The organism is Streptomyces vastus (genome assembly GCF_039532825.1).
Taxonomy (GTDB): Bacteria; Actinomycetota; Actinomycetes; order Streptomycetales; family Streptomycetaceae; genus Streptomyces; species Streptomyces vastus.
In genome coordinates this window covers 34829-58359 of sequence record NZ_BAAASJ010000115.1, presented here as the reverse complement: position 1 = coordinate 58359, position 23531 = coordinate 34829, and the positions used below count along the sequence as shown (strand labels likewise).

Below are 23531 nucleotides of genomic sequence, written 5' to 3'. Positions count from 1 at the left end.
TCGCGGTTGATTGCATACAGTCGACGAATACTGTATGAAACTTGTTATCCCGCATCCGGTGGGTGGTGTCCAGGGGGCGTGCGGCACTTTTGAGGCAGGAGCCGGAATGGACCTGTACGAACATCAGGCAAGGCAACTTTTTGAGGAACACGGCATCTTGGTGCCGCGGGCCGAGGTCACCGACTCGTCCAAGGAGGCGCGTGAGATCGCCCGCAGGCTTGGCGGGCGCGTCGTCGTCAAGGCGCAGGTGAAGACCGGCGGACGCGGCAAGGCGGGCGGGGTGAAACTCGCCGCCGACCCGGCCGCCGCCGAACTGACGGCACGCCAGATCCTCGGCATGGACATCAAGGGCCACGCCGTCGGCAAGGTGATGCTGGCCCAACCGGTGGACATCGAGAGCGAGTTCTACGTCAGTTACGTACTCGACCGTGCCGCCGGCCGCTTCCTGGCGATCGCCTCGGCCGAGGGCGGCATGGAGATCGAGGAAGTGGCCGCGACCAGGCCGGAAGCCGTGGCGCGCATCCCCATCGAACCGGCGGAGGGCGTCACCGCGGCGAAGGCGGCACACATCGCCGACACGGCAGGCCTGCCCCCGCAGACCGTCGACGTCCTCGTAAGGCTCTGGGAGGTGCTGACCCGCGAGGACGCCGTACTCGTCGAGGTCAACCCCCTCGTGCGTACGACTCAAGGGCAGATCCTCGCCCTCGACGGCAAGGTCACTCTCGACGACAACGCCCGCTTCCGGCAGGCCCGCTGGGGCGAACACGAGTCGGCGCACGACGACCCGCTCGAGGCGGCGGCAGCCGCGAAGGGCCTGAACTACGTGAAGCTGGACGGCGAGGTCGGCATCATCGGCAACGGCGCGGGCCTCGTCATGTCGACCCTCGACGTGGTCGCCGGCTGCGGTGCCCGCCCCGCCAACTTCCTCGACATCGGCGGCGGGGCCAGCGCACAGATCATGGCCGACGGCTTCTTCGTCATCCTCTCCGACCCGGTCGTCAAGTCCGTCTTCGTCAACGTCTTCGGCGGCATCACCGCCTGCGACGCGGTCGCCGACGGCATCGTGCAGGCCCTGGAGGCCGTCCAGTTGACCAAGCCACTGGTCGTACGCCTCGACGGAAACAACGCTGGACGCGGTCGCGCGATCCTCGACGGCCGCGCGCACCCGCTGGTCCAGCAGGCCACCACCATGGACGGCGCCGCGCGCCGCGCCGCCGAACTCGCCAACGCCGGCTGAAGGAGCGGGACATGGCCATCTACCTCACCAAGGAAAGCAAGGTCCTCGTCCAGGGCATGACCGGCGGCGAGGGCATGAAGCACACCCGGCGCATGCTCGCGGCCGGCACCGACGTCGTCGGCGGCGTCAACCCGCGCAAGGCCGGGCAGACCGTCGACTTCGACGACAGGGCCGTACCCGTCTACGGCTCCGTACGCGAAGGGATCGAGGCGACCGGCGCCGACGTCACCGTCGTCTTCGTCCCACCCGCCTTCACCAAAGCGGCAGTTGTGGAGGCCGCCGACGCGGGCATCGGACTCGCCGTGGTCATCACGGAGGGCATCCCCGTCCACGACTCGGTCGCCTTCACCGCGTACGCGACGACGAAAGGCACCCGGATCATCGGCCCCAACTGCCCCGGTCTGATCACCCCCGGACAGTCCAACGCGGGCATCATCCCCGCCGACATCACCAAGTCCGGCCGCATCGGCCTGGTATCCAAGTCGGGCACGCTCACCTACCAACTCATGTACGAACTCCGCGACATCGGCTTCTCGACCTGCGTGGGCATCGGCGGTGATCCCGTCGTGGGCACCACTCACATCGACTGCCTGGCGGCTTTCGAAGCGGACCCCGAGACAGAAGTCGTCGTGCTGATCGGGGAGATCGGCGGCGACGCCGAGGAACGAGCGGCCGCGTACATCCGCGACCACGTCACCAAGCCCGTCATCGGCTACATCGCGGGCTTCACCGCGCCGGAGGGCAAGACGATGGGACACGCGGGCGCCATCGTGTCCGGTTCGTCAGGCACGGCACAGGCGAAGAAGGAGGCACTGGAGTCGGCCGGGGTCCGCGTGGGTGGTACGCCGACTGAGACGGCGCAACTGGTACTCGGCGTACTGGCCGCGGAGGCGTGACGTCACTCATAGTTGAGAAGAGGTGACGTTCCGAAGTCGCGTCGCCTCACCCCGTTATGTCCCCCGCCCCCGACTGTGCACCGAGAGCGGAGCAATCGCATGGCATCCACCCTCACCCTCAAATCAGGCACGTCCTGGACCGACGCCTGGCAACGTTGCCTGGCCGTCGCCCCCGAGGCGTTCCGGGACGACCGTGTCCTCAACCTCTGGAACGCCGCCTGGCAGGCGGACGGCCGGGCCCTGTCCGCCACCAGCCCCGTCGACGGCACCCCGATCGCCGGCCCGCCACGCCTCGACGCCGCCACCGCACGGCAGGCCGTACGCGCCTGTCTCGACCAGCATCGCGCCTGGCGCCACGTACCCCTGGACGAACGCCGCGCCCGCGTCGCGGCCACCCTCGACGCCCTCACCCAGCACCGCGAACTCCTCGCCCTCCTCCTGGTCTGGGAGATCGGCAAGCCCTGGCGGCTGGCGCAGGCGGACGTCGACCGGGCCATCGACGGCGTCCGCTGGTACGTCGACGGCATCGAGCCCATGCTCGAGGACCGGACTCCGCTCGACGGGCCCGTGTCCAACATCGCGAGCTGGAACTACCCGATGAGCGTGCTCGTTCACGCAGTACTGGTACAGGCATTGGCAGGGAACGCGGTCATCGCCAAGACCCCGACCGACGGCGGCGTCGCGTGTCTCACCCTGGCCTGCGCACTCGCCGCGCGCGAAGGGATTCCCGTCACCCTCGTCAGCGGCAGCGGAGGCGAGCTGTCGGAGGCGCTCGTGCGCGCGCCCGAGATCGGCTGCGTCTCCTTCGTCGGCGGCCGCGACACCGGCGCCGCGGTGGCCACGGCCGTCGCCGACCTCGGCAAGCGACACGTACTCGAACAGGAAGGACTCAACACCTGGGGCATCTGGAACTACACGGACTGGGACGCGCTCACGGCAGTCGTCCCGAAGCTCTTCGACTACGGCAAGCAGCGCTGCACGGCGTACCCCCGCTTCGTCGTCCAGCGTTCGCTGTTCGACGAGTTCCTCGCCGCGTACCTGCCGGCCGTACGCACCTTGCGGATCGGCCACCCGCTCGCGGTGGAGCAGCCCGACGACCCGTATCCGCAGCTGGACTTCGGACCGGTGATCAACGCGGCCAAGGCGAAGGAGCTTCACGACCAGGTCGCCGAGGCCATCGACCGGGGTGCCGTCCCGCTGCACCGCGGCAAGCTGACCGACGCGCGCTTCCTGCCCGGCCAGGACACGGCGGCGTACGTTCAGCCCGTCACACTGCTGAACCCGCCACCGTCCTCACCGCTGCACCACGCGGAGCCCTTCGGCCCGGTCGACACGATCGTCCTGGTCGACACCGAGGCCGAACTGCTGGCTGCCATGAACGCGTCGAACGGCGCCCTGGTCGCCACCCTCTCGACCGACGACCCGGCCACGTACGAGCGGCTGGCTCCGCAGATCCGGGCGTTCAAGGTCGGCCACGGGAAACCACGCTCCCGCGGCGACCGGGACGAGTTGTTCGGCGGCTTCGGAGCGTCCTGGCGCGGCGCGTTCGTGGGCGGCGAGCTGCTCGTGCGCGCCGCGACGCAGGGCCCGGCGGGGGAACGGCTGCCCGGCAATTTCCCCGACTACCACCTGATGCCCTGAGCCACACGGCGTGATCACGTAACCACGTGACCGGGGGAGTCCGCACGTCGTCGGCCTGCTGCGACTGCTCGTCGCTGTGCCCGCCCGACTACTCGCGGTGCCTCCCCCGGCTTGCCCTCCCGCCCCCTGCGCGGCCCGGATACGCAGGTGAAACGACGTCCCAAACCTTGGTATTGTTGTCCCTGTCGCCGCGCGGAACACTCCCCGCAAGGCGGCAGACACCTGGTCCGGGTGGCGGAATGGCAGACGCGCTAGCTTGAGGTGCTAGTGCCCTTTATCGGGCGTGGGGGTTCAAGTCCCCCCTCGGACACTCGCTATAACGATACGGAAGCGAGGGCCTCGACGTTACGGTCGCGGTCCTCGATGCGTGTTCGTAGCTGATGGTGATGCCGAGGGCTTCGTAGAGTGGGCCTTTCTTCTCGATGTCGACGGCTTGGATGCGCTGTGCGATGTCTTGGATCCTCTCGGTAATCGCGTGGATCCGCTCGGCGGTGAGCTGCGGCTCTCTCTTCTGGGTGACGGTGGGTAGCGCGTCGAGCTTCCGCTGCGCCGCTTCCTTGTCTCTCTGAGCCTCGTTGATCCACTGGGTGACGACGGTTGGGTCGGCTCCGGCTTCGAGAGCGGCTTGATAACGGGCGAGGCGCCGCTCACACTCCTTGATTGCCTGGCGGGCTTGGGTCTGCTCTGGGGTCTGCGTCTGTGCGGTGCTCGCCGCGATGCTTGCTTGGCTGAGTGCTGTGACGGTGGCGGTGAGCCGGTCCGCTGCGAAGGCACGTGCGATCCACGAATCCAGCGCCCGGCACGCGACGTCTTCGCGCAGGTTGACGGTCCGCGGGTGGGCGAGGTCGGCGTGGAGCGCGGCCTCCTGCTCCTTGAACTCGCAGCGGTAGTAGACACGGTCGCGGATGGCGGCGGGCTGCATCTTCCGTCCGCACAGCGCGCACCGCACCCGCCCCCGCAGGGCGTAGGTCCGTCGCCCGCCTTGCCTGCCCGGGCGTTCTTGCCGCTGGTGTGCACGGGCGCGCTGCCTGCGGGTCGTCTGAACGGCTTCGAAGAGTTGCGTGGTGATGATCGCGTCGTGCGCGGGTTCGTTGGACCAGACCCACTCTTCGGCGGGGTTGTGGGTCATGCTGGTGCGGTGGCCGAGGGTGACGTCGTCGATGTCGAGGAGGCGTTCTTCCTTGCGTTGCTTGTTCCAGATCTCGTAGCCGGTGTAGCGGGGGTTGATGAGGATCGCTCTCACCGCACCGGCCTGCCAGGCGGTCTTCTTGCGGTGCGGATTGCGGGAGGCGTCGTGGGCGGAGGGGCAGGGGATGCCTTCGCGGGTGAGCTGGGCGGCGATGGCCTTGTCGCTCATGCCGTCGACGTACATGGTGAACAGGCGCTGCACGATGGGTGCGGCGGCGGGGTCGGGCTGGAGTTTGTGGATGCGCTGGCCGGCGGCGGCTTTCGAAGGGTTGGGGTGGGGTCCGGAGTCGGCGATCTGGTAGCCGTAGGGTGGTCGGCCGCCGAGGTAGCGGCCCTGGAGCTGGGCCTGTGAGCTCATGGCGGTCCGCACCCGGATCTTGATGCGGTTGCGCTCTCCTTTGCTCATGCCGCCGAAGACGGACATGACGAGGTCGTGGGCCTCGTTGTCCGGGTCGATCGGCCCGCCGACCTCCGGCACCCACAGCGGGATGCGGAAGTGCACGAAGACGGGGAAGGTGTTGCCGAACTGGTTGCCGTAGAAGGTGCGTTGCGGCTCCCCGATCACGACCGCGTCGAACCCGCGGTTCGGGTCGCGGAGTGCCTGCAGGAGTGCGTTGGCGCGGGGGCGGCGTTGCCAGGGCAGGGAGCGGCTGTGGCCGACGTCGAAGTATTCGGTGACGATCTGGCCGTCGGCGGGCTCGATTAGGGCTCGGGCGCGGGTGAGCTGCCAGGTTCTGGAGGCTTCGGGGTCTTGAAGGTCCTCGGTGGAGCAGCGTCCGGCGAAGGCGAAACGGATCACGTGCGGTGAACACTCCTAGTGCGTACGTGTGTTGTGGGGCGTGTTGCGGCTGGTGTGTGGCGATCTGTCATACCTCGAAGGGTGGAGAAGAGCCAGCGGCCGCCCGCCCTTCCTGGTGGTCTCCGGTCTTGGGACACGGCGGGCTCGGATCGGCAGCCAGGGTACGAAGGAGGTGTAGGAGGGCGGCAGCGACGGGCTCGGTCACTTCGGGTGGTTCCTCGGGGAGGATCACGTGTACCCCCCGGGGGGGGCGACCGGGCTCGAGCCCTGCAGGGATGGCGGATAGGGCATGTGTTGCGGGGCGCCGTGGCCCAGAGATCTCTTCGGAGCTGACACATCCCTTATAGGGATGTCACACGGCAGATTTGTCGTCCGCCAACGGCCCGGAGCCAACTGCGGTGGTCATGGCTGAGCGATGCATACCCGAGGATCGGGTGGAGGCTGGCTGCCTCGGTGGCCGAACTACCGTCCGGCCAAGGCGTGGGTGCAGGGCCAGGGCTACGTGATGACGAACGGAGATGTCGTGGAGTTCCGCTTCAACGTTTGACGGCTTCCCTAGCATCGAATATTCGATCTGGCAAACATGCAGGTCAGGTGGGTCCAGTCCCTTCGCGGGCTGGCCCCGTCGCCGTTCCCTATGCTGGATCCGTACTGGATCATCTGACACATCGTCACCTGTCATCATTCCTGGTTATCCGTACCGCTGCTGGATTGGCGCTGCATCCGCCTGACGGCTCGTCAGTAGGATGGGATGCTGTCCGGCCGCGGAATCCGTAGCCGACGGGCCTGCTGCGGGGCGTCCGGGGCCGGTGGTGGGGCGGTGGCGCATCCGCCCCGGACCGTCGGTCCGGGGCGGCGTGCGGCCCGTCGAGGCGGGTGGGTCGGTGGCTCGGGGGCGAGCGCTGAACCCCGAGCGGGTGTTGGCCGCAGGTTCGAGCCCTTGGCGGGAGCCACAAAACATGGCCGGTCGTGCGCAAGCCGCTGACCTGCATGTTTGCGCCACGTTGATGATGGAGGGGCGATCTCGGCTCGTTCCGGTCGACCCGGGAGTGGGTCGGTGAGTGGTCCAAGCCTTTACGGGCGCTGTCACGTTGGTGGAGTCCACTCTGTACCTATGAGGTGGCTCGGCTGTTGGCCGCAGATTCGAGTCCTGGGCCGAAGCAGCAACCAAGGGCTGGTCGTTCCGCATCCCCTGTGACCTGTGGAGATTCGCTAGTTGTGATGGCGTCGGCACGTCTGCCCAAGACCTGTATGGGGTGATCTCAGGGGAGGAAAGCGGCCGCGTGGGCCATGGACGTGATGCGCAAGCGCCTGGAGGCCCCACCGGGCGGACGGATCCCTGGCCCGGTCAGCACTCCGTGGTCGGGGCACTCCTGTCCGCCACGCGGTACGGCTGCGCGGACGCGCCGTTCGTCTGATGCCGCCACGGCGCGCCCCGCACTACGCGCGGCAGAATGGGAGATCAAGGGCTACCCGAACGGCTACCGGCTGGAGGAACTGGGCACCCGCCCGGTCGATGGCGTACGCGGCTGCCCCGTCCGGCACGGGGAGCGGCCCGTCGCCGACTGAACTGTCAGTCCTCGCGGACAGCCAGCGCCAGGAACTGCGCGTCCGCGTGGACGTACGGCGCCATACACCGGCCCGAAACGGTCGGCAGCGGGCGGAGGTCGGGCTTCGTCCGCAGGTGGTCCGGGATGGACGGCCGTGTAGACGTCCTCAAATTTCGCGATCGCTACGTTCCGCGAGGCCGTAGCTGGAAGCAATCGGGTTCCACAACTCTACAAATGCTTCTTTGCTCTCGGTGGCCAACTCGTCAGTGAACTGTGCGGCTCGGTGAGCTTCGGTACGCGGCGCTGGCCCACCACGCGGACACCCTTCGTCCTGTGCTTCTCGTGCCCAGTCCGCGTAATTGCGGTCGGAATCTGCTGACGCGTCCCATGCGTCTTCCAGGTCAACCCTCAAAGTTTCATTGTTCGGTAGATCGGATAGATCTGTTTGATTGAGTTCGTCCACGAGATCCTCCCGGTCGGCCGCTACATCCAGGAGGCTCTGACGGGCTCCAGCAAGGCTCTCGCATCGGTCGATCTGCCCAGTGGCAGTAGCGGCCCGCTCCCGCTGCAGGGCGCTACGGTCGAGGAGTTCGTCGAGCGTCGTTGCCTGCTGTCGTGGCTGGTGGGGGATAGCCGACGAGCCTTCGATCCGTGTCATGGCGAGCGTGTCCGTGGTCGCCTGCAGATTGCCTGATGATGCTGCGGAGACGGCCGCGCTGCCAGCAAGGGCGAGGGGGACAACTATGGCCGCAACGGTAAGTTGACGTCGCATGATCGAGCCCTCCAGAAGAGACCTGTCTTTCTATCCACGATGCTCTTCAGCTTTGCCAATTGCATCTCAGCGCAACGACAGGTTCATAGTTGCTGAGCAGCATGTTCCATAGCTGGAAGCCGTGAAAAAGGGTTGTAGAATCAGCGACTTTCTCTGGGGTGCTCCGATGCCACACCCGGCGTTCCGTCCCGCCCTGGGGACGGCCAACTGCCAGGAGCGGCTACGCCCTGGTGACGGCCTCTCGCTCCCATGTCCGCCAGCGCCAGCGCGACCACAGACAGTGGTCAAGAGGCCTCACACCGAGGGAAACGCGACAGCCGATTATGCGAGGTCGCCAGTTTCATTCTCCCGACGCGACGACTCTCGACGACGGCCGAACGCTGACCCTCTGACGACTGACAACGCTTCTGTGACTCTGGTCAACTCACGCGGGCGCCCGGGGCGAGGGCACCCGGGGAGGCGCTGACACGGCGGTCTCAATCGCTGCCGCAGGGCAGGGGAACAGCGAACTCCTCTTCCCCGGCTATGAAGCGGTCTACCTCACCGTTGTCGTCCATGGCAAAGGTGATGACCTTTCCTTGGAACTGTGCTCCGCTCGGGGTGAAGACGAGTTCGTCCGTGGATGGCTCCTGGATTTCACCGGCGTATGTCGCCAGTATCTCGGCTCGTGTGCTGCCCCGATGGATTCCCGATGCGGTCGAGATTGACGAGGGTGAGAGGACATAGACCGCGACGAGGCGGTCGTCGTTGCTGAAACGCAGCAGCAGTCCGTCCGGACCGCCTTCGATGGACAGGTCCTTGCAGTCTGGGCCGCCCGGACCTTCGGGGATGCGGGCTCCGATCGCCTGCTCGGCCTCACTGCGGCTCATGCCCAACCGCAGCGGGCCAATTCCGTTGACGGTAACGCGATGTGTGCTCAGATCGGTCCGCTTGGGCTTCCCGGCGTCGATCTCGGACTGCTTGACGAACTGGCTGCCATCCCAGCGCCAGGTGACGTGTCGGAGTATCGACGGGCCGGTGGCATGGGTGTCGCCCGATCCGTAGAACTTGACGTCTGTGAGGAGGAGTCCGCGGATGATCCTCACGGTGTCTGGTTGGTATTGCGGGGGAAGTTCGGCGACCTGGAACGTTGGTGTGCGGCCGACTTCCCTGCCGTCGGTCGTGCGGTAGACGCGCAGCTCTTGGAGGCTGAAGTTGCTCGGCTGGGGGCTGCAAGAGAACAGCACGGCGGTCACATCACCAAGGCGCGGCACGGTGCCCCGGGTGATTCGCTGAATCTGCACCTGCCAGCGCTCATAGTCCCCGATACCGCTGCCTCTCGCGGTGCCTTTGCCGTTGCGCACTGTGACAGGCGCCGCCTTGCTGACGATGTCGTCACAGGTCAAATGGTAAGTGCGGTTGTTCCAGTCGGTGTTGACTCTGGAGGCCAGGAACTGCCCGCCCTGCGTGGTGGACTGGCCGGAGTAACAGTGGGGGGAGCCGGGGCACTTCACGTTCAGCGCATCCACGGTCCGGCGCGTGAGGTCCAGTGTCCCGGCGCGGTATCCGGTCCCGCAGATGGGATCCCGCTTCGGTTGGTCCGCCTTCGCGGCGACCGCGGACTCGAACGTCTTCCAGGTCGCGTTGATGGGCGGAGAGTGCAGATCGCTCTCCTCATTCAAGCCGTGCAGACCAAGGAAGTGCACCGGGCATGTCGCTGCGACGGCAGCTGCGGACGGCAGGCTCACGGAAAGCCCGGCAGGCACCACCAGAGCCGCGGCGAGGGCGATGCTTCGGCAGACGCTCCGTGTCATGTCCAGTGGCTCCGTATGTGCGGCGGCCCACCCCGAGCTGGACCCTCGGACTCTTCCAGAACACCACAGTGCTCGGCGTCGTGCACCCGGACCGCACTCCCTGCTGAAAGGCGGCCCCTGCCATCTACTCCGAGCTGCCCGCAGTCGGCGCTGTCGGAACGCTCAGGGCCGTCGCCCGGCGAGCGTTTTCCACAGGCGTTCGAACTTCGCTGTAGTCGGTCTCTGCCGCAACCCCGGTGTGTCGAGCCTCCTCTTTCCTTCGGACAGGGCCGGCTCGAACCTCGCGGTACCTCACGGGCGCGGCCGTGATGAAGGAGATCGCGGAATGCATCGCGGTGGACGCGGGCGCGCCGCCCGTGCGAGCCGGTCGGCTGATCGAGGAAACGATCCGGACGGCCGAGCAGTGCCTCGTGGATTCGGTGCGCGACCTGGGGATAGGGCGGCCCCACGTTTCGGAACCGCAGGTGGTGGGCCAGCGGTCCGGGGTGCGATATGCGGCTGCTGCGGCAGCGGTGCGAGGCCGGCATGGTCGCTCGCAGCCTGAAAACCGACCCCGCCCACCATGGGGCAGCAACTGGAGTACGAACGAACTCGGTCATCGGTCGGCTGAGGTACGAGGCGTATTTCCTGGCGGTCGCCCAGTCGCATCGTGGCGGCTGCGCGACCAAGCGTCCAGGTCTGGGCCCGTTATGTCTGCTTCAGGTGCTGGGTGAGATGTTGGAGAGTGCTCCAGGTGCGGGGGTCGATGCCGTCGCCGAGTAGGTAGTGGAGGGCGGGTGCGGCTGCGGCGCCGAGTTGGACGGGTGTGAGGTTGAGGGGTGGGCGGCGGGCGTGGGCGAGGCCGATGTCGCTGACCGCGTCCGAGCCCAGCGTGAACGAGACGGGGACAGGCGGGGTCTCGAAATGCGGGGGGATGGTCAGGTCGCGGTGGGCGGTCCGGAGCGAGGTCAGCATGGTGGTGAGGCCGTGCTGGGCGGTGAGGGTCTCGGCGAGCGGTGCGATCGTGTCCAGGGGGGCGGTCTCGTCCTTGCCGTAGCCGAGAGTGAGGGTGATGTCCTCCTCGACTCCGGCGGGGGTGCGGGTGATGCGGAGGGTGGCGAGGGCGGGGCGGTCGGGGTGGCCGACGGTGATCAGCCAGGTGGGCTGGGGTGCGCGGCTGCGGGCGAGGTCGGTCAGCTGGCGGGTGTTCCAGGGGAGGTTGACGGGTTCGGCGGTGCTCCAGCCGACGGGCGGGGTGCCGGTGAGGTGCTGCCAGGCGGTTTCCAGGGCGCGGCCGAGGGTGAGGTCTTGGTCGGCGGGGTGCCGGGTGCGCAGGGAGAGGATCAACTGGCGTTCGCCGCTGTCGGACGCCGGGGCGAAGGCCTTGGCGATGGAGGCAGCGCCGTTCTCGTCGCGGGTGGGGGCGAAGGCGCCGCCTTGCCAGTGGAGTTGGGCGCCGGAGAGACCGTCGTAGTAGCCGTGGTCGGGGTCTTGGATGACCCAGCGGTTGGGATGGCCGTGCAGGGCCGTGCGGGCGGGGAGGGTGAGGCAGGTCGTCGGTGGGGTGACGATCTGCAGGGCTCGGTCCTCGGCGGTCGCGGTGCGCAGGGCATCGGCCAGCCAGCTGGTCATGGCGATGAAGGGGCGGTCCTGGATGACGACCGCGGCCTTGTCGGTGAGGACGTCGACGGCCGGGGGTGCCGCGTCGGGTGCGGGGGCGGCGGTGGCGGTTTCGGGGGTGAGGGGGACGACGTCGGTGTGGGCGGCCTGCGGGGGCCAGACGGTGCCTCCCAGGACGGCGGCCAGGCGTCCGGCGAAGGAGCCGGCGAGTTGTTCGCCTTCTTCGACGGCGGTGGAGGCGCGGGCTTCCGTCCACCAGAACGGGCCCTCGGGAAGGGAGACTTCGTTGCCGAGCAGACGGGCGGCCTCGCCGGGGACCTGGACCAGAAGGGGTGCTTCGACGGAGAGCAGGGGGCGTCCGCCCGGGGCGCAGAGCTGGACGACGGCTCCCTCGGCGAGGGTGTTGATGCCCAGGTCGGGGCCGCCTGCGAGGAGCCCGGCGAGCACGGTGTGGATGTCGGGCATCTTCGGGGTGAGGGCGATGACGTCCTTGGTCACGGGTGCTCGTTTTCTGCGGTGGCCGCGGTGTCTTCGGCCTCGGTGGCGAGGGCGGTCTGGATGAGCTGGTGGCGCCGTCCCCGGCGGATGAGGGTGCCGCGTCCGGCTGGCTGGGTGGAGGCATACACGCCGGGGAAGAGCTGGCCCTCGGTGCGGTCGCCGGTCATGAGCAGGGCGGTGGTGCCGGTTTCGCGCAGGGTGGTCAGCAGGGGTTCGTACAGGGCGCGGGAGGATCCGGCGACCCGGCGGGTGAGGATGAAGTGCAGGCCGATGTCCTGGGCGGAGGAGACGTAGGGCAGGAACGGGGCCAGGGGCTGTTGGCCTGCGGTGGTGAGGATGTCGTAGTCGTCGACGAGGATGACGATCCGCGGTCCGGTGAAGGCCGGCCCGTCGGCGATCGCGTCGGGGTCGGCGCTCTCCGGCAGGCGTTTGTCCAGTTCGCCGGCGATGCCGGTGGCCAGTGCGGCGGCGAGTTTGGCGTTGTGGGCGTAGCCGCCGCGGTAGGGCTCGGGGATGACGCCGCGCAGGCCGCGCCGTGGGTCGAAGACGCCGAAGACCAGTTCCTGGTCGCTGTAGCGGTCGATGAGTTGCTGGCTGATCAGTTTGAGCAGGTTGGTCTTGCCGCATTCGTTGTCGCCGAGGACGAGGAGGTGCTGGTCGGTGTCGAACAGATCGAGGTGGGCCGGGGCGAGGGCATCCTGGTCGACGCCGAGCGGGATGCGGGTGGGCTCGGCGGCCGGTGAGGGCAGTTTGGCGGCGGGTAGGGCGGTGGGCAGTACCCGTACGGGGGCGGCGAGTTCGCCGTGCCAGCTGGCCCGCACGGTACGCGCGGCGCGTTCCAGGGCGGCGGCGAGGTCGTCGGTGTGGGGGAGGTTGTCGATGCGGGGCAGCGCCACCTGGGCGAAGAGTTTCCCGTCGGTCAGGACCCGGCCCGGGGTGTCCGGGGAGAGGGTTTCGGAGAGCTTGCGGTCGATGCTGGAGTCGGCCGGGTCGTTGAGCCGCAGTTCGATGCGGGTGCCGAACATGGACTGGGTGGCGATGCGGACGTCGTTCCAGCGGAGCATGCCCGCGACGATGTGGATGCCGTAGCCGCTGCCGCGTTTGAGGAGGTCGGCGATGGTGTCGTCGAGGTCGTCGAACTCGTCGCGCAGGGCGCCGAAGCCGTCGATGAGCAGCACGATGTCGGTGGAGCCCAGCTCGGACAACTGGCCCTTGGCGCGCAGGTGGCGCAGCTGGTCGACGGAGTCGATGCCGTGCTCGCGGAAGAGCTCTTCGCGGACGGCGAGCTGGGCGCGGACCTCGGCCACGGTGCGGGCGGCGCGTTCGTGGTCGGCGCGGCCAGCGATGCCGCCCACGTGCGGCAGCCCGGCCAGCGCGGACAGGCCGCCGCCGACCAGGTCCAGGCCGTAGACGGCGACGTCGTGGGGGGTGTGGGTGAGGGCCAGGGAGAGGGCGAGGGTGCGCAGCAAGGTGGTCTTGCCGGACTGCGGGCCGCCGATCACCGCGGCGTGACCGCCGGCGACCGTCAGGTCCAGCATCCACTGGCCCTGCCATTGCCGGGCCGGGTCGTCGAGCACGCCGAGCGGCACCCGCATCGCGCCCGCGCGCCCGGACAGGTGCAGTCCGTGCTCGGAGACCTGGACCGGCCCGGCGGCCGCGTCGAGGGTGACGGCGTCCGGCAGTGGCGGCAGCCAGATGCGGCGGGCCGGGGGTGCGGCGTCGGCGAGTTGGTCGACCATGGTCGACATGACGGTCGGGCCGGTCTCCCGCTTGCTGGGTGCGGGCTCCTCCGCGGCCTGGTTCTCGGGGCTGTCGAGGGTGTTGTACGTGGGGTAGGGCCAGGCGAGCGGTTCGTTGTCCTGCTCCTTGCGCAGGGTCGGGCCGCGGTAGGCGCCGGAGACGTAACCCGCTTTGAAGCGTTCGTACGTGGAGGTGTCGACCTTCAGGTAGCCGAAACCGGGCAGCGGCGGCAGGTGGAAGGCGTCCGTGGTGTCCAGCACGGTGCGGGACTCGTCGGCGGAGAAGGTGCGCAGCCCCAGCCGGTAGGAGAGGTAGGTGTCCAGGCCCTTGAGTTTGCCGCCCTCGATGCGCTGGCTGGACAGCAGCAGGTGCACGCCGATGGAGCGGCCGATGCGGCCGATGGACAGGAACAAGTCGATGAAGTCCGGCTTGGCGGTGATCAGTTCGCCGAACTCGTCGATGACGACGAACAGGTGCGGAAGCGGCTCCAGGTCCGGGCGGTCGGTGGCGCGGAGGGCGGCGTAGTGGCCGATGTCGGCGACGTTGCCAGCGTCCTTGAGGACCTGCTGGCGGCGTTTGACCTCGCCGGCCAGGCTGGTGTGGACGCGCTCGACGAGGCCGGCCTGGTTCTCCAGATTGGTGATCACTCCGGCGACGTGCGGGAGTTCGGTGAAGGGGGCGAAGGTGGCGCCGCCCTTGTAGTCGACCAGAACGAGGGCCAGGTCCTCGGGGGAGTGGGTGGCGGTCAGGGCGAGGACGAGGGTGCGCAGCAGTTCGCTCTTGCCGGAGCCGGTGGCGCCGACGCACAGGCCGTGCGGGCCCATGCCGAGCTCGGCGGACTCCTTCAGGTCCAGCAGCACCGGCTCGTGACGGTCGGTCAATCCGATGGGGACGCGCAGGAAGTCCCGCTCGCCGCGGGGCGCCCACAGCCAGGATACATCCAGGGCGGCCGGGTCCTCGATGCCCAGCAGGGCGGGGAAGTTCACCGGGCCGGAGACCGGGGTGCCCTCGGCCGCGGACTCCGCCGACAGCCGCAGCGGTGCCAGCATGCGGGCCAGCCCCTCCGCGCCCGCGGTACTCACCGCGTCCGACGTCCCGTACACGACAGGGCTGTTGGGTGTACGCAGGTCTTCGACGGTGACCTGGTCGCCGTGGACGGTGATACGGACGCTCACCTGGTCCGGTTCGTGGACCTGCTGCTCGAGCAGGTGCAGCACGGTGACGCCCATGTCGTGCAGGCCGATCGCGGCATCGGAGCGGGGCAGTTCGACGGCCGTCTCGCCGTACTCGTCGCTGACGACCAGCAGCCGGTCGGTCATGCGCAGTGCGTTCTTGTCCGAGAGGCCGCGGCGTACTTCGGCGGCGTAGGAGGCGCGGCGTCGCAGGTCGGGTGCGCACAGCTGGGCCAGTTGGGGCAGGCTCGGGGCGATCCGGCGGGCGGCCAGGGGACCGTCCTGCTCCTGCGTATCGAGGACGTGGGGCAGCCACTTGGCCCACTCCCACTGCGTCAGCCGGTCTCCGGGTACGCCAAGGGCGATGGCCACGTCGTCCGGGGCGTGGGTGACCGCGGTCTGGATCAGCAGGGCGCGGGCCACTTGCAGGACGCCGTCGCGGTCGCCGACGATGCTGACGTTGCCCGCCCGGTCCAGCGGCACGGTGAGCGGGAAGTCGCTGCTGGTGGCGTAGCGGGCCAGCAGCGCCCGCGCCTCGTTGAGCATGAACGGGTCCGGTGGGGTGAGGACACCGCTGCCGGCGTTCTCGCCGATCGCCAGCTGCTGCACGGGGACGTCGCCCGCGCCGACCCGCACGCGCAGAAAGTCCGCGTCCAGGCGGCGCCGCTCCCACAGCCGGGCCGGGTCGCGCACCAGGTCGTACAGCGCCTCCGGCGGCGGATCGATCACCCGTGCCTGCGTGCGGCGCTCCCGCTCGCTCGCGTTGAACTCGTCGCGGAACTCCTCCAGATACTCCAGGTAGCGCTCGCGCTGGGTGCGCCGGGTGCGCTGCGCCTTGCCCCGCTGGGACAGGAACAGGGCCACCGCGCCCAGCAGGGCGAAGACCAGCACGATCGCGCCGAGGGCGGCGAACTGGCTGGAGCGGATGACGGTCATCATGATGACCGAACCCATCACGCCGGCCATCGGCAGCAGCGCGGTGGCCGCGTTGCCCATCTTGCCCTCGGGCAGATTCGGCGGCGGTTCGATCGTGCGCGGAGCGCCCGGGGTGAGGGGCCGGGTGGAGCGGGCGGGCCGGTGGATCAGCTGCCGGCTCATCGCACCGTCACCGCCCGCCGCATCGCCTCGGCGGCCAGCCGGATGGCGGCATCCCGGGTGGCCTGACCCAGCAGGGCGGTGTGAATGGGGCCTCCCGCGGCCAGATGGCGGTCGTAGGGCAGGGGCACGACCGTGACTCCTGTCTCCCGCAGATGCGCGGCAGCGTCCTTTGAATCCAGCGTCATATCGGGGGAGTTGGCGCTCAGGGCGACGACGGTGGTGGCCAGTGCGGAGTGTGGCAGCCGGCCCAGCCAGTCCAGCACGATGCGGGTGCCGTTGACGCCTTCCGCCGTCATCGGCGCGACCACCACCCGGGCGTGCGCGGTGTCCATCGCGGTACGGGCCACCTCGCCCGGCAGGGTCTCGCAGTCCACCACGGTCACCGCGAAGTAGCGGCGCAGCGCCAGGGTGACCGTGCGGTAGGTGCGTACATCCAGAGGCGCGCCGACCCGTCCCTGGCTGGCGGGCAGCAGCCAGCCGCCGTCGGCCACCGGAACCAGGTAGCCGGTGACGTCGGTCAACTGCATGGCAGGGCTGAGGATGTGGGCGAGATCCGCGCACGACCAGCGCACCGACTCCGCTCCCATCCGCACCGGCAGGGTGCCCAGCGCGGCATCCGCCTCCAGAGTCAGGACCGGGTCGTGCCGGTAGTGGTTGAACGTCCGCCCGAGCAGCGCGGAGACCGTCGACTTGCCCACGCCACCCCTGATCGACGTCACCGCGATCACGCGCCCGGTGGTGACCGGCTGCTGCAACTCCCGGGCGATCCACGTCTCTTCGGCCACGTCCCGGGCGGCCGACGACGTGAGGTTACGCAGCGTGCGTCCGGTGCGGCGGGCCACCGAGTCCCCGTGCTGGGGGCGGCCCAGGGCGTGCGCGAGCCGCGGGTCGATCGTCGGCACGGACTCCGGAGTGTGCGCGGGAAGACGGGGATCACGGGACGGCCGGACGGCGGGTTGTGACGGCGGGGCCTGGGCCGGGTTCGGGTGCTGAGGCTGCGGGGAGTCCGGGGAGGCAGCGGGATCTGGCTGAGCGGGCGGCTCGTGTGGCTCTCGCGGCTCCGGAGCGGAGTGCGCCAGGCGGAGCCGCGCGGTGGGCTCCGGCGACCCGGCGGCGGGCCTGGCCGCTTCGTCCGGCGCAGCTTGCTGCTGCCCCAACTGCCGCAGCACATCCCGCTGCCAGTTGCCTCCCTGAGTCATGACGTACCCCTACGCGAAGGTGTCGAGCAGACGCCCGTACACACCGAACGCCCCGATGACCAGCGGGAACAGGGCGATGACGCCCACCGACTCCACTACGTCGCCGAAGCGCCGCAGCCGTACTCGCACATGCTCGGCGGGCTGCACGACCAGCACCACCAGCGGCAGGACGGCCAACGTGACCAGTACGGAAAGCGGCCCCGCAGGCCCGGAGTGTTCCAGCCACACCCACACGAGCCGGACGGCAACCACGGCGCCGGCCCCGAACAGCACCACGACCTCCGCGACCAGCGGGAAGGCCCGCGCCCGCAGCACCAGCACGACCGTGACGGCCGCCGCGAGCAGCACCGTCCACGTCGAGGGCGCGCGCAACACGAAAAGCCCCGCCGCCATCGCCGACACCGCCAGAACCACGGTCGCGAGCACCAGGCCACGATGCGTGGCACTCAGCGCGGCACTCACCTGATACCGGCTGACGGACGTGCCGCCGGAACGCCGGTCATCCAGGCCGGAGAGTCCGGACGCCATCAGCGCCAGCCGCGGCAGCACCCCCAGGACGACGACCGAGACGACTGCCAGCAGGGCGCCCACCCGGGCCTGCTCCACGGACGTGCCGGCGCCGGACTGCATGGCCACCGCCGCCTGCCAGCACACCACGCACCCCGCCACCGCGGCGGCACCCAGCAGCCCACCGCGCCCGAGCGCCGTGAACCAGCCCAGCAGAAGCAGCGCCACCACGACGGCGCCCGCCACGCCGGCCAGCCGCAGCCCACCGGACCAACCATGGGCGTCGGCCAGCGTCCACGCCCCGAACACCCCGAGCACGCCACCGGCCACCAGCAGCGTGGTGGCCAGCCCGCGCTGCCCGGCCCGCCCGAACAGCGCCCCGGCCAGTGCCGCCACCGCGGCGACCGCCAGCAGGGCACTGCCCACCGCCGACAGCGCGAACGCACCGCGGGCCAGGACCCCCGCCACCACAGCCCAGCCGACCGCCGCGACTCCCGCGACCACGCGCCGGGCCGCCGGGTTCCATCGCCAGCCGCGTACGTCCAGATCGTCGGCGACCTCATCGGTGACGTCATGCACCACGGGCGCCGCGGGGGCATCCTCCAGCCGCACCAGCCGCAAAACGGCCCCGTCCGGAACCCCGGCCGACTCCAGCGTGCTGTCGTGCGCGAGCGCCGAACCGTCCGCGGTCACCAGATGCCGCAACTCGGGTCGGGCCGACACCCGGTCGTCCAGCAGCCGCATCACCTCGGGCAGCAACAGCCCGACCGGTTCCTGAGAGGGGAGTACGAGATCGACGCGCCGCCGCTCGCCGACCAGAGTGACCCGGCTCAGAGCGATCCGGCTCGACGGCGTCGAACGGCTCAGGGACCCCGCAGATATCACGCGTTCGAACCTATCATCGAGTCATCGGGCGGCAGTTGGGGGCGTCGAGACGGAAGGCGAAGGCGAGGGAACCGAGTTGCCGTACGGGCTCTTCCCCATCACCCGATGCGAAACGAACGACCACCCCACACACCCGGCACACAACACCGCCGCCACCACGATCCCGGCGAACACCTTCCCCAACCGCTCGTCCACCGACCGCCGTTGCCGCTGCGCCCCGAACAACACGGCATCCCGCAGCCGCCGGCGCCGAACCGACACCGACTCCAGCAGTTGGCTGTCGTAATCCTGGGCTGCCACAGATATCAGTTGTCCGTTCCGTCTGCTCGGGTGTCCCGCTGCTCAGGTGTCGTACTCGCCCACCCAGCTGCGCTTCAGCAGGTGCTTGGGCAGGTACTCCGACTCGACCTCGATCGGAATGTCGGCGTCATAGGCCATGCAGGCAATGGCCAACGGGCCGAGGGCGACGAGACCCTCGCCGCTCAGGGACCGTGCTTCGTCGGCGGTCCAGTACTGCTTGTGCCAGGTGAGAGCGTCGACCAGGGCCGCGTTGAACTGCTCAGCGTCTTGCCGTTGGTAGCGGTGGAACAGCTCGAGGGGCGGGTAGAGGATCTTCAGCATCAGCTCGGTGCTGGCGATCTGTGTGGTCTCGGGGTCGGTACCGTTGATCGCGGTGACCAGGGTGTCCCAGGTTTCCCGCCGACGGAACCAGGCGTTCTGCAGGGTCTCCACCCATGCGTAGATGTACTCGTCGAATTCCGCGCCGGACGCGCGGAGGAACGAGATGGGCACCCGGGCCAACCGGTCGAGGCGCTCGTTTTCGCGGCAGATCGCTGCCAAGTAGTAGGAGGTGAGCCAGTCTCCCGCGTGCAGATACTCCTGAGGTCCCGTCGCGGGAAGGTTCTTCACCTCGCCCCTGCTGCCGATACGGCACGACACGGGCCCTTCGGCCGCAGTGCCCGCGGTGAACAGCGCGGAGCCGACTTGCATGGCCGTGACCCAGGCCTCCCATGTCGGAAACTCCGATGCCGTGGGGTCCGTCAGGCAGTACCACTTCGCTGTGGTCAGCGAGTAGTCAAGGGCATCGAAGCGGTCGAACTCCGACGTTTCGAGTTCGTCGAGCACCTCCTCGGTGCTCTTGATGATCGGTGCCATGGCTTCGGCCGCGTTGTCCGTGCGGAAGTCGTGGCGGGGGATGCGCGTGACCACTTGCCCTCCTCTCACTTGATCTTCAAATGCTCCAGCACGGCACCAGCGTAGGCGGAGCCGTCGGGGTCTTTCGCCTTCACCAGGACGTACTGCAGCTTGCCCTCCTTCAGCGCGTCACGGAGCTTCGTTGCGATCTCGGCGTCCCTCCCACCGCGTTTCGTCATCTCGCCAAGGAGCGTGCGGATGTACAGCCTGGTGCCCTGCTTGACCCTCAGGCCCTGGGCCCCGCCGTCATCGCCGAGGTGTGGCTTCGCAGGGTTCGGAGGATCGGCACGCCCATGGCGCCAATCGAGGTTCCCCGCCGGTGCCTTTGCTTCGACGATGAGGTATCCGTCATCGAGCTTGTACACCTGGTCGAACATGTTGGCACCCGTGGGTGTCTTCGGCAGTTGAACTAGCTCAGCCGTCGGGAACTCGTGGGGCACCACGTGCAACGCGGCAGCCTTCTCGCCGAGCGCCTCGGCGATCTTGCTGTTGTTGGGCAAGTCGCCGAGCTGCTTGGCGTACGCCTTCTGCGCCTTCGTGAGAGCTTCCGTTGCCTCGGCGGTGGGTGTTTCCTTGACCGCCGCTGCCGCGTTGGTGAGCTCTATGGACGCCTTGCGGTTCGCCGCTGCCTTGTCGAGTTCCGGCAGATTCCCCTCAGGGACCGTGTCCGTATCGAGCGGCTTCGACCCGAACTTGGCCTCCGACGGCCCGCTCGGCAGGTTGTGCTTGGCGACCAGCTTGCCCTCAGCGTTCAGGGCCAGCTCGGGAAGCTCGACGCCGTCCACTACTGTGGCGACGCTCTTGCGGCGGTAGATGGAGTCGTAGTGCTCCTCACGCCATGCAGGGTCCTCGTTCGCCTTCCGAACGAGCTCGTCCTCGATCTGCTTCCGCTCTGCAGCGGTGAGCTCCCGTTCACCGCCGTTCCCGGCGCCCTCGTCCGCCTGGTTCGCGGGCGGGGGCGGCTCATCGCCTGCGCGACCCGCATTGCCCACGGCGTTGTCGCCGGTCCGGCCGAGGCCGTCCGGGCCGCTGCCGCTGCCGCTGCTTCCGCGGCCGCTGCCGGTTGCCGCCCCTCCTGCCGGTATCTCGCGCGACCCTCGCGGTGTATCACCACCACCGCCTCCGGCAGGAGTGTCGTGGCTGGCCTGTGGCGGAAGGTTCTCGCCGGCGTGGGCGGTGGCCTCGGGCACCCGGGGGCCGGCGCCGACCAGGGCCGGTTCCCGCTGGGACGGCGCTTCCTCGGGGGCCGTCCGCTCGGCGGCAGACTTCTCGGGCGGGGCGGTCTCATTGATGCGGTTGCCCTCGGCGTCGACCCGGATGAACTCGCCGTCCTCGACGCGGGCCTTGAAGCCGCCGTCGAGCTCGATCACGCTGTGCACACGCTGCACATCGGCCGTGGCGCCGGCGCCGGTCCGGATCTGCGCCGTGAGCTCGGCGACGGTCGGCAGCTTGCTGATCGCCTTGCCGCCCACCGTGAGTCCGGCCGAGAGCGGGTCGGCGTATGTGCCGATCTTCGCTCCGATGCCGGCGGCCTTGGCCCCCGCCCCGGGCTTGCTGCCCTTGGCGACGACTCCCAGGGGCCCGGCGCCCAGCGTAAGGAAGTTGAAGGTGGTGGTCCCGGCGGCCTGGACCGGGTTCTCTCCCCACTGGTCCCAGGCGACAAGGGACTTGGCGAACTCGCCGGCGGCCTTCTTCTGCCGCTGCTCGGTGGCGCTCTCCTCGTCCGGGCCGATCGTATGGTCCATGACCCAGTCGTAGGGGGTCATCGTGTACTGGCCGATGCCACTGACGACGTCGCCGAGGTTGCCCCAGGCGTCCTTGGCCGAGCCTCCGATGCCGAAAAGATGGCCCAGACCCTGGAGGGCGTGCAGACCGCCGTCGATGACGAAGCCGTCCCACACGAAGTGCTTGACGTGCTGGTGGACCTCCCACGCGTGGTAGGACTCGCTGACCGGGCTGCCCCAGGGCGTCTCCTTGGCCTGCTTGAGGAGCTCGGCGTCATAGCCGTACATCACGGTCTTGCCGGTCGACTTGTGACTGCCGTCGTCCTCTATGAACTTCGGGCCGCCCACGATCGCCGAAATCGTGGTGGCGGCCCGGCGCTCTGCCTCCCGGAAGGCACTCTCCGCCTCGGCCACACCATTCATGAGCCCTTGGTGACGGCTGATCTTGTCCCCGTCGTAGGTCCACTCGTCGTCGCCCTCGACACTGTCGACGAACGCGATGGCCTCCACCTTCAGCTGCTCCAGCCGCTTCGCGAGCGGACGGGCCTCGATGGAGAAGGTGTCCAGAGCGTCGGCCACCGTCTCCAGGTCCGCGGCGAAGGTGTCGGCCCTGTCCATCACCGGCTGGGTGCTGGCGAACAGGTCGTCGGCCTCCGGCGCGGTGTAGTACGCCCCCAGCATCTGAAAGCGGGAGTGCACGTCCCCGCCGCCGTTACGGATCCCGACGGCGTCGCTGCGCAGCCCGGAGACGGCCTTGTCCAACTCTTCGAAGTCGCCGGTGAACTGCGGTATGCCCGCCGGATCGATCATCTTCACTTGTGAGTGCTCTCCTTGCGGGCCGCTTCCAGGAGGGCCTTCACATCAGGTGCCTTCTCCGCCTGGCGCTGGGCATTCGCGGCCTGTTCCAGCGACCCGGCCAGATAATGGTTGGTCGCCTCGATCGCCCCGTTCACCGACTTGGCGGCCCGAGCCCCGAGGAAGAGCACATCACCGGCGGTCCTCTCCACGAACAGCGACAGAGCCGCGCCGATCGGACCGACGGGTGCGCACCCGCTGTCCGCCGTGCTGATGGTTCCGGCCCAAGTGGCCGCGCTCTCCACATCGGTCCCGTACGCCTTGACGTCCTTGGCCACATCGTCCATCGCGAGCCCCACCAGCGACGTCACCGAATCCACCCCGGACGGCGAGATGTCCCACGCAGGCATGCCAAACCCCCTACCAATCCCCGTAGTTCCGCCCCTGCTGCTCCGCGAAGCCGGTCAGCCGATGTTGTCCACCGCGGCCCGTGCCTTGGCCAGCGTCGACTGGGCGGTGCCGTCGTTCTGCTCCAGCGTGGTGCGCACCAGCCGGATGATCTCGCGGACCTCGTTGGCGGCGGTGTTCCAGCGCATTTCCTTGCCGTGGTACTCATCCGAGACGCCGTCAGCCTGGTAGTCGGCCATCGCGGCCTTCACCGCCCGGTCCCGGTCACCGAGCACCCGCTCCAGATTCCCGATCACGGTCTGCAGGCTGCCCTGTACGTCGCTGGAGGCGCCGGTGTCGTACGAACGGCGGTCCTGGTTCTGCCCCATCGCGAAACGTTTCCCCTCGTTCTCGTCCGGTGCCGGTCAGCGTCCGCCGAAGCGGGCGGCGTCGAAATTGGCCAGGCCCATGTTCTGGTTGGCGTTGTCGCCCTGCTCCAGATCGCCGGTGCCGAACGCCTCGTCCATGCCGGACTGGCCGCCCAGGATCGCGCCGAGCGAACCGTTCAACGCCGCGGTGATCTCATCCGCGCGCATCTTGAACGAGTCGAACGCCACCTTGCCGGAGCCGTTGAACTTGCCCTCCAGCGGCTCCGCCGCCTGGATCAGCCACGTGATCAGCGTGCCCAGGTCATCACTGGAGCCGACCGTGCTCTTGCCGAGGTCGGACAGGGTCGTAGACCCCATGTCGAACTTCATGCACCCACCCCCGTAAGTCTCGTGTGCGCCGCGGCCCTCGAATCGCCACAGCGTCCTCGCGCGTCACGCACGTATCACCGTACATCGAACACCCTCTCC

Annotated in this window: 16 protein-coding genes, 1 tRNA gene and 1 pseudogene; 5 read left to right on the top strand and 13 right to left on the bottom strand. The window is 69.0% G+C overall.

Annotation, left to right across the window (positions count from 1 at the left end):
- The first annotated feature begins 106 nt into the window (after positions 1-106).
- The 4 genes from sucC to ABD357_RS36515 all read left to right on the top strand — a co-directional run bounded on the left by sucC (position 107) and on the right by ABD357_RS36515 (position 4084).
- Positions 107-1237, top strand: a complete 1131-nt coding sequence (sucC, locus tag ABD357_RS36530; RefSeq protein ID WP_344395578.1) for an ADP-forming succinate--CoA ligase subunit beta — start codon at positions 107-109, stop codon at positions 1235-1237.
- 11 nt (positions 1238-1248) lie between these two features.
- The gene (sucD, locus tag ABD357_RS36525) at positions 1249-2133 is read left to right on the top strand and encodes a succinate--CoA ligase subunit alpha (RefSeq protein ID WP_344395577.1); all 885 of its coding nucleotides are present in this window, start codon (positions 1249-1251) and stop codon (positions 2131-2133) included.
- Between the two features lie 99 nt (positions 2134-2232).
- The gene (locus ABD357_RS36520; protein ID WP_344395576.1) at positions 2233-3774 is read left to right on the top strand and encodes an aldehyde dehydrogenase family protein; all 1542 of its coding nucleotides are present in this window, start codon (positions 2233-2235) and stop codon (positions 3772-3774) included.
- 225 nt (positions 3775-3999) lie between these two features.
- A tRNA-Leu gene (locus tag ABD357_RS36515) sits at positions 4000-4084 on the top strand.
- Here ABD357_RS36515 and ABD357_RS36510 read toward each other — a convergent pair.
- Positions 4049-5761 carry a recombinase family protein gene (locus ABD357_RS36510; RefSeq protein ID WP_344395575.1) on the bottom strand — a complete coding sequence of 571 codons (1713 nt, stop codon included), beginning with the start codon at positions 5759-5761 and terminating at the stop codon, positions 4049-4051. The two genes, ABD357_RS36515 and ABD357_RS36510, sit on opposite strands and share 36 nt — an antisense overlap.
- A 1375-nt stretch (positions 5762-7136) precedes the next feature.
- Between ABD357_RS36510 and ABD357_RS36505 the strand changes: the two are divergent.
- Positions 7137-7330 (top strand): annotated as a pseudogene (locus ABD357_RS36505) (oxygenase MpaB family protein); the annotation flags it as partial.
- A 147-nt stretch (positions 7331-7477) separates the two neighbouring features.
- Here ABD357_RS36505 and ABD357_RS36495 read toward each other — a convergent pair.
- The 12 genes from ABD357_RS36495 to ABD357_RS36440 all read right to left on the bottom strand — a co-directional run bounded on the left by ABD357_RS36495 (position 7478) and on the right by ABD357_RS36440 (position 23432).
- Positions 7478-8083: a hypothetical protein gene (locus ABD357_RS36495; RefSeq protein ID WP_344395574.1), complete on the bottom strand. Its 606-nt coding sequence runs from the start codon at positions 8081-8083 to the stop codon at positions 7478-7480.
- A gap of 476 nt (positions 8084-8559) precedes the next feature.
- Positions 8560-9810 carry a hypothetical protein gene (locus ABD357_RS36490; protein WP_344395573.1) on the bottom strand — a complete coding sequence of 417 codons (1251 nt, stop codon included), beginning with the start codon at positions 9808-9810 and terminating at the stop codon, positions 8560-8562.
- Positions 9811-10563: 753 nt separating this feature from the next.
- The gene (locus tag ABD357_RS36485; protein WP_344395571.1) at positions 10564-11973 is read right to left on the bottom strand and encodes a DUF6177 family protein; all 1410 of its coding nucleotides are present in this window, start codon (positions 11971-11973) and stop codon (positions 10564-10566) included.
- Entirely contained in the window at positions 11970-15983 is a 4014-nt protein-coding gene (gene eccCa, locus ABD357_RS36480; protein WP_344395570.1) for a type VII secretion protein EccCa, read from the bottom strand. Before eccCa ends, ABD357_RS36485 begins: the two co-directional genes overlap by 4 nt.
- The gene (locus ABD357_RS36475) at positions 15980-17182 is read right to left on the bottom strand and encodes a CpaE/TadZ family protein (protein ID WP_344395569.1); all 1203 of its coding nucleotides are present in this window, start codon (positions 17180-17182) and stop codon (positions 15980-15982) included. Before ABD357_RS36475 ends, eccCa begins: the two co-directional genes overlap by 4 nt.
- Positions 17183-17191: 9 nt before the next feature.
- On the bottom strand, positions 17192-18574 hold the full coding sequence (gene eccD / locus ABD357_RS36470; RefSeq protein ID WP_425585165.1) for a type VII secretion integral membrane protein EccD: 1383 nt from the start codon (positions 18572-18574) through the stop codon (positions 17192-17194).
- A gap of 21 nt (positions 18575-18595) precedes the next feature.
- Positions 18596-18874: a hypothetical protein gene (locus ABD357_RS36465; RefSeq protein ID WP_344395568.1), complete on the bottom strand. Its 279-nt coding sequence runs from the start codon at positions 18872-18874 to the stop codon at positions 18596-18598.
- 42 nt (positions 18875-18916) lie between these two features.
- Positions 18917-19783 (bottom strand): immunity 49 family protein, encoded by an 867-nt coding sequence (locus ABD357_RS36460; RefSeq protein ID WP_344395567.1) that lies wholly within the window; start codon positions 19781-19783, stop codon positions 18917-18919.
- 11 nt (positions 19784-19794) lie between these two features.
- The gene (locus ABD357_RS36455; RefSeq protein WP_344395780.1) at positions 19795-22302 is read right to left on the bottom strand and encodes a hypothetical protein; all 2508 of its coding nucleotides are present in this window, start codon (positions 22300-22302) and stop codon (positions 19795-19797) included.
- A gap of 2 nt (positions 22303-22304) precedes the next feature.
- Positions 22305-22697: a DUF6507 family protein gene (locus ABD357_RS36450; protein ID WP_344395566.1), complete on the bottom strand. Its 393-nt coding sequence runs from the start codon at positions 22695-22697 to the stop codon at positions 22305-22307.
- Positions 22698-22751: 54 nt separating this feature from the next.
- The gene (locus tag ABD357_RS36445; protein ID WP_344395565.1) at positions 22752-23063 is read right to left on the bottom strand and encodes a pore-forming ESAT-6 family protein; all 312 of its coding nucleotides are present in this window, start codon (positions 23061-23063) and stop codon (positions 22752-22754) included.
- 36 nt (positions 23064-23099) lie between these two features.
- On the bottom strand, positions 23100-23432 hold the full coding sequence (locus ABD357_RS36440; protein ID WP_033326967.1) for a hypothetical protein: 333 nt from the start codon (positions 23430-23432) through the stop codon (positions 23100-23102).
- Between the last annotated feature and the right edge of the window lie 99 nt (positions 23433-23531).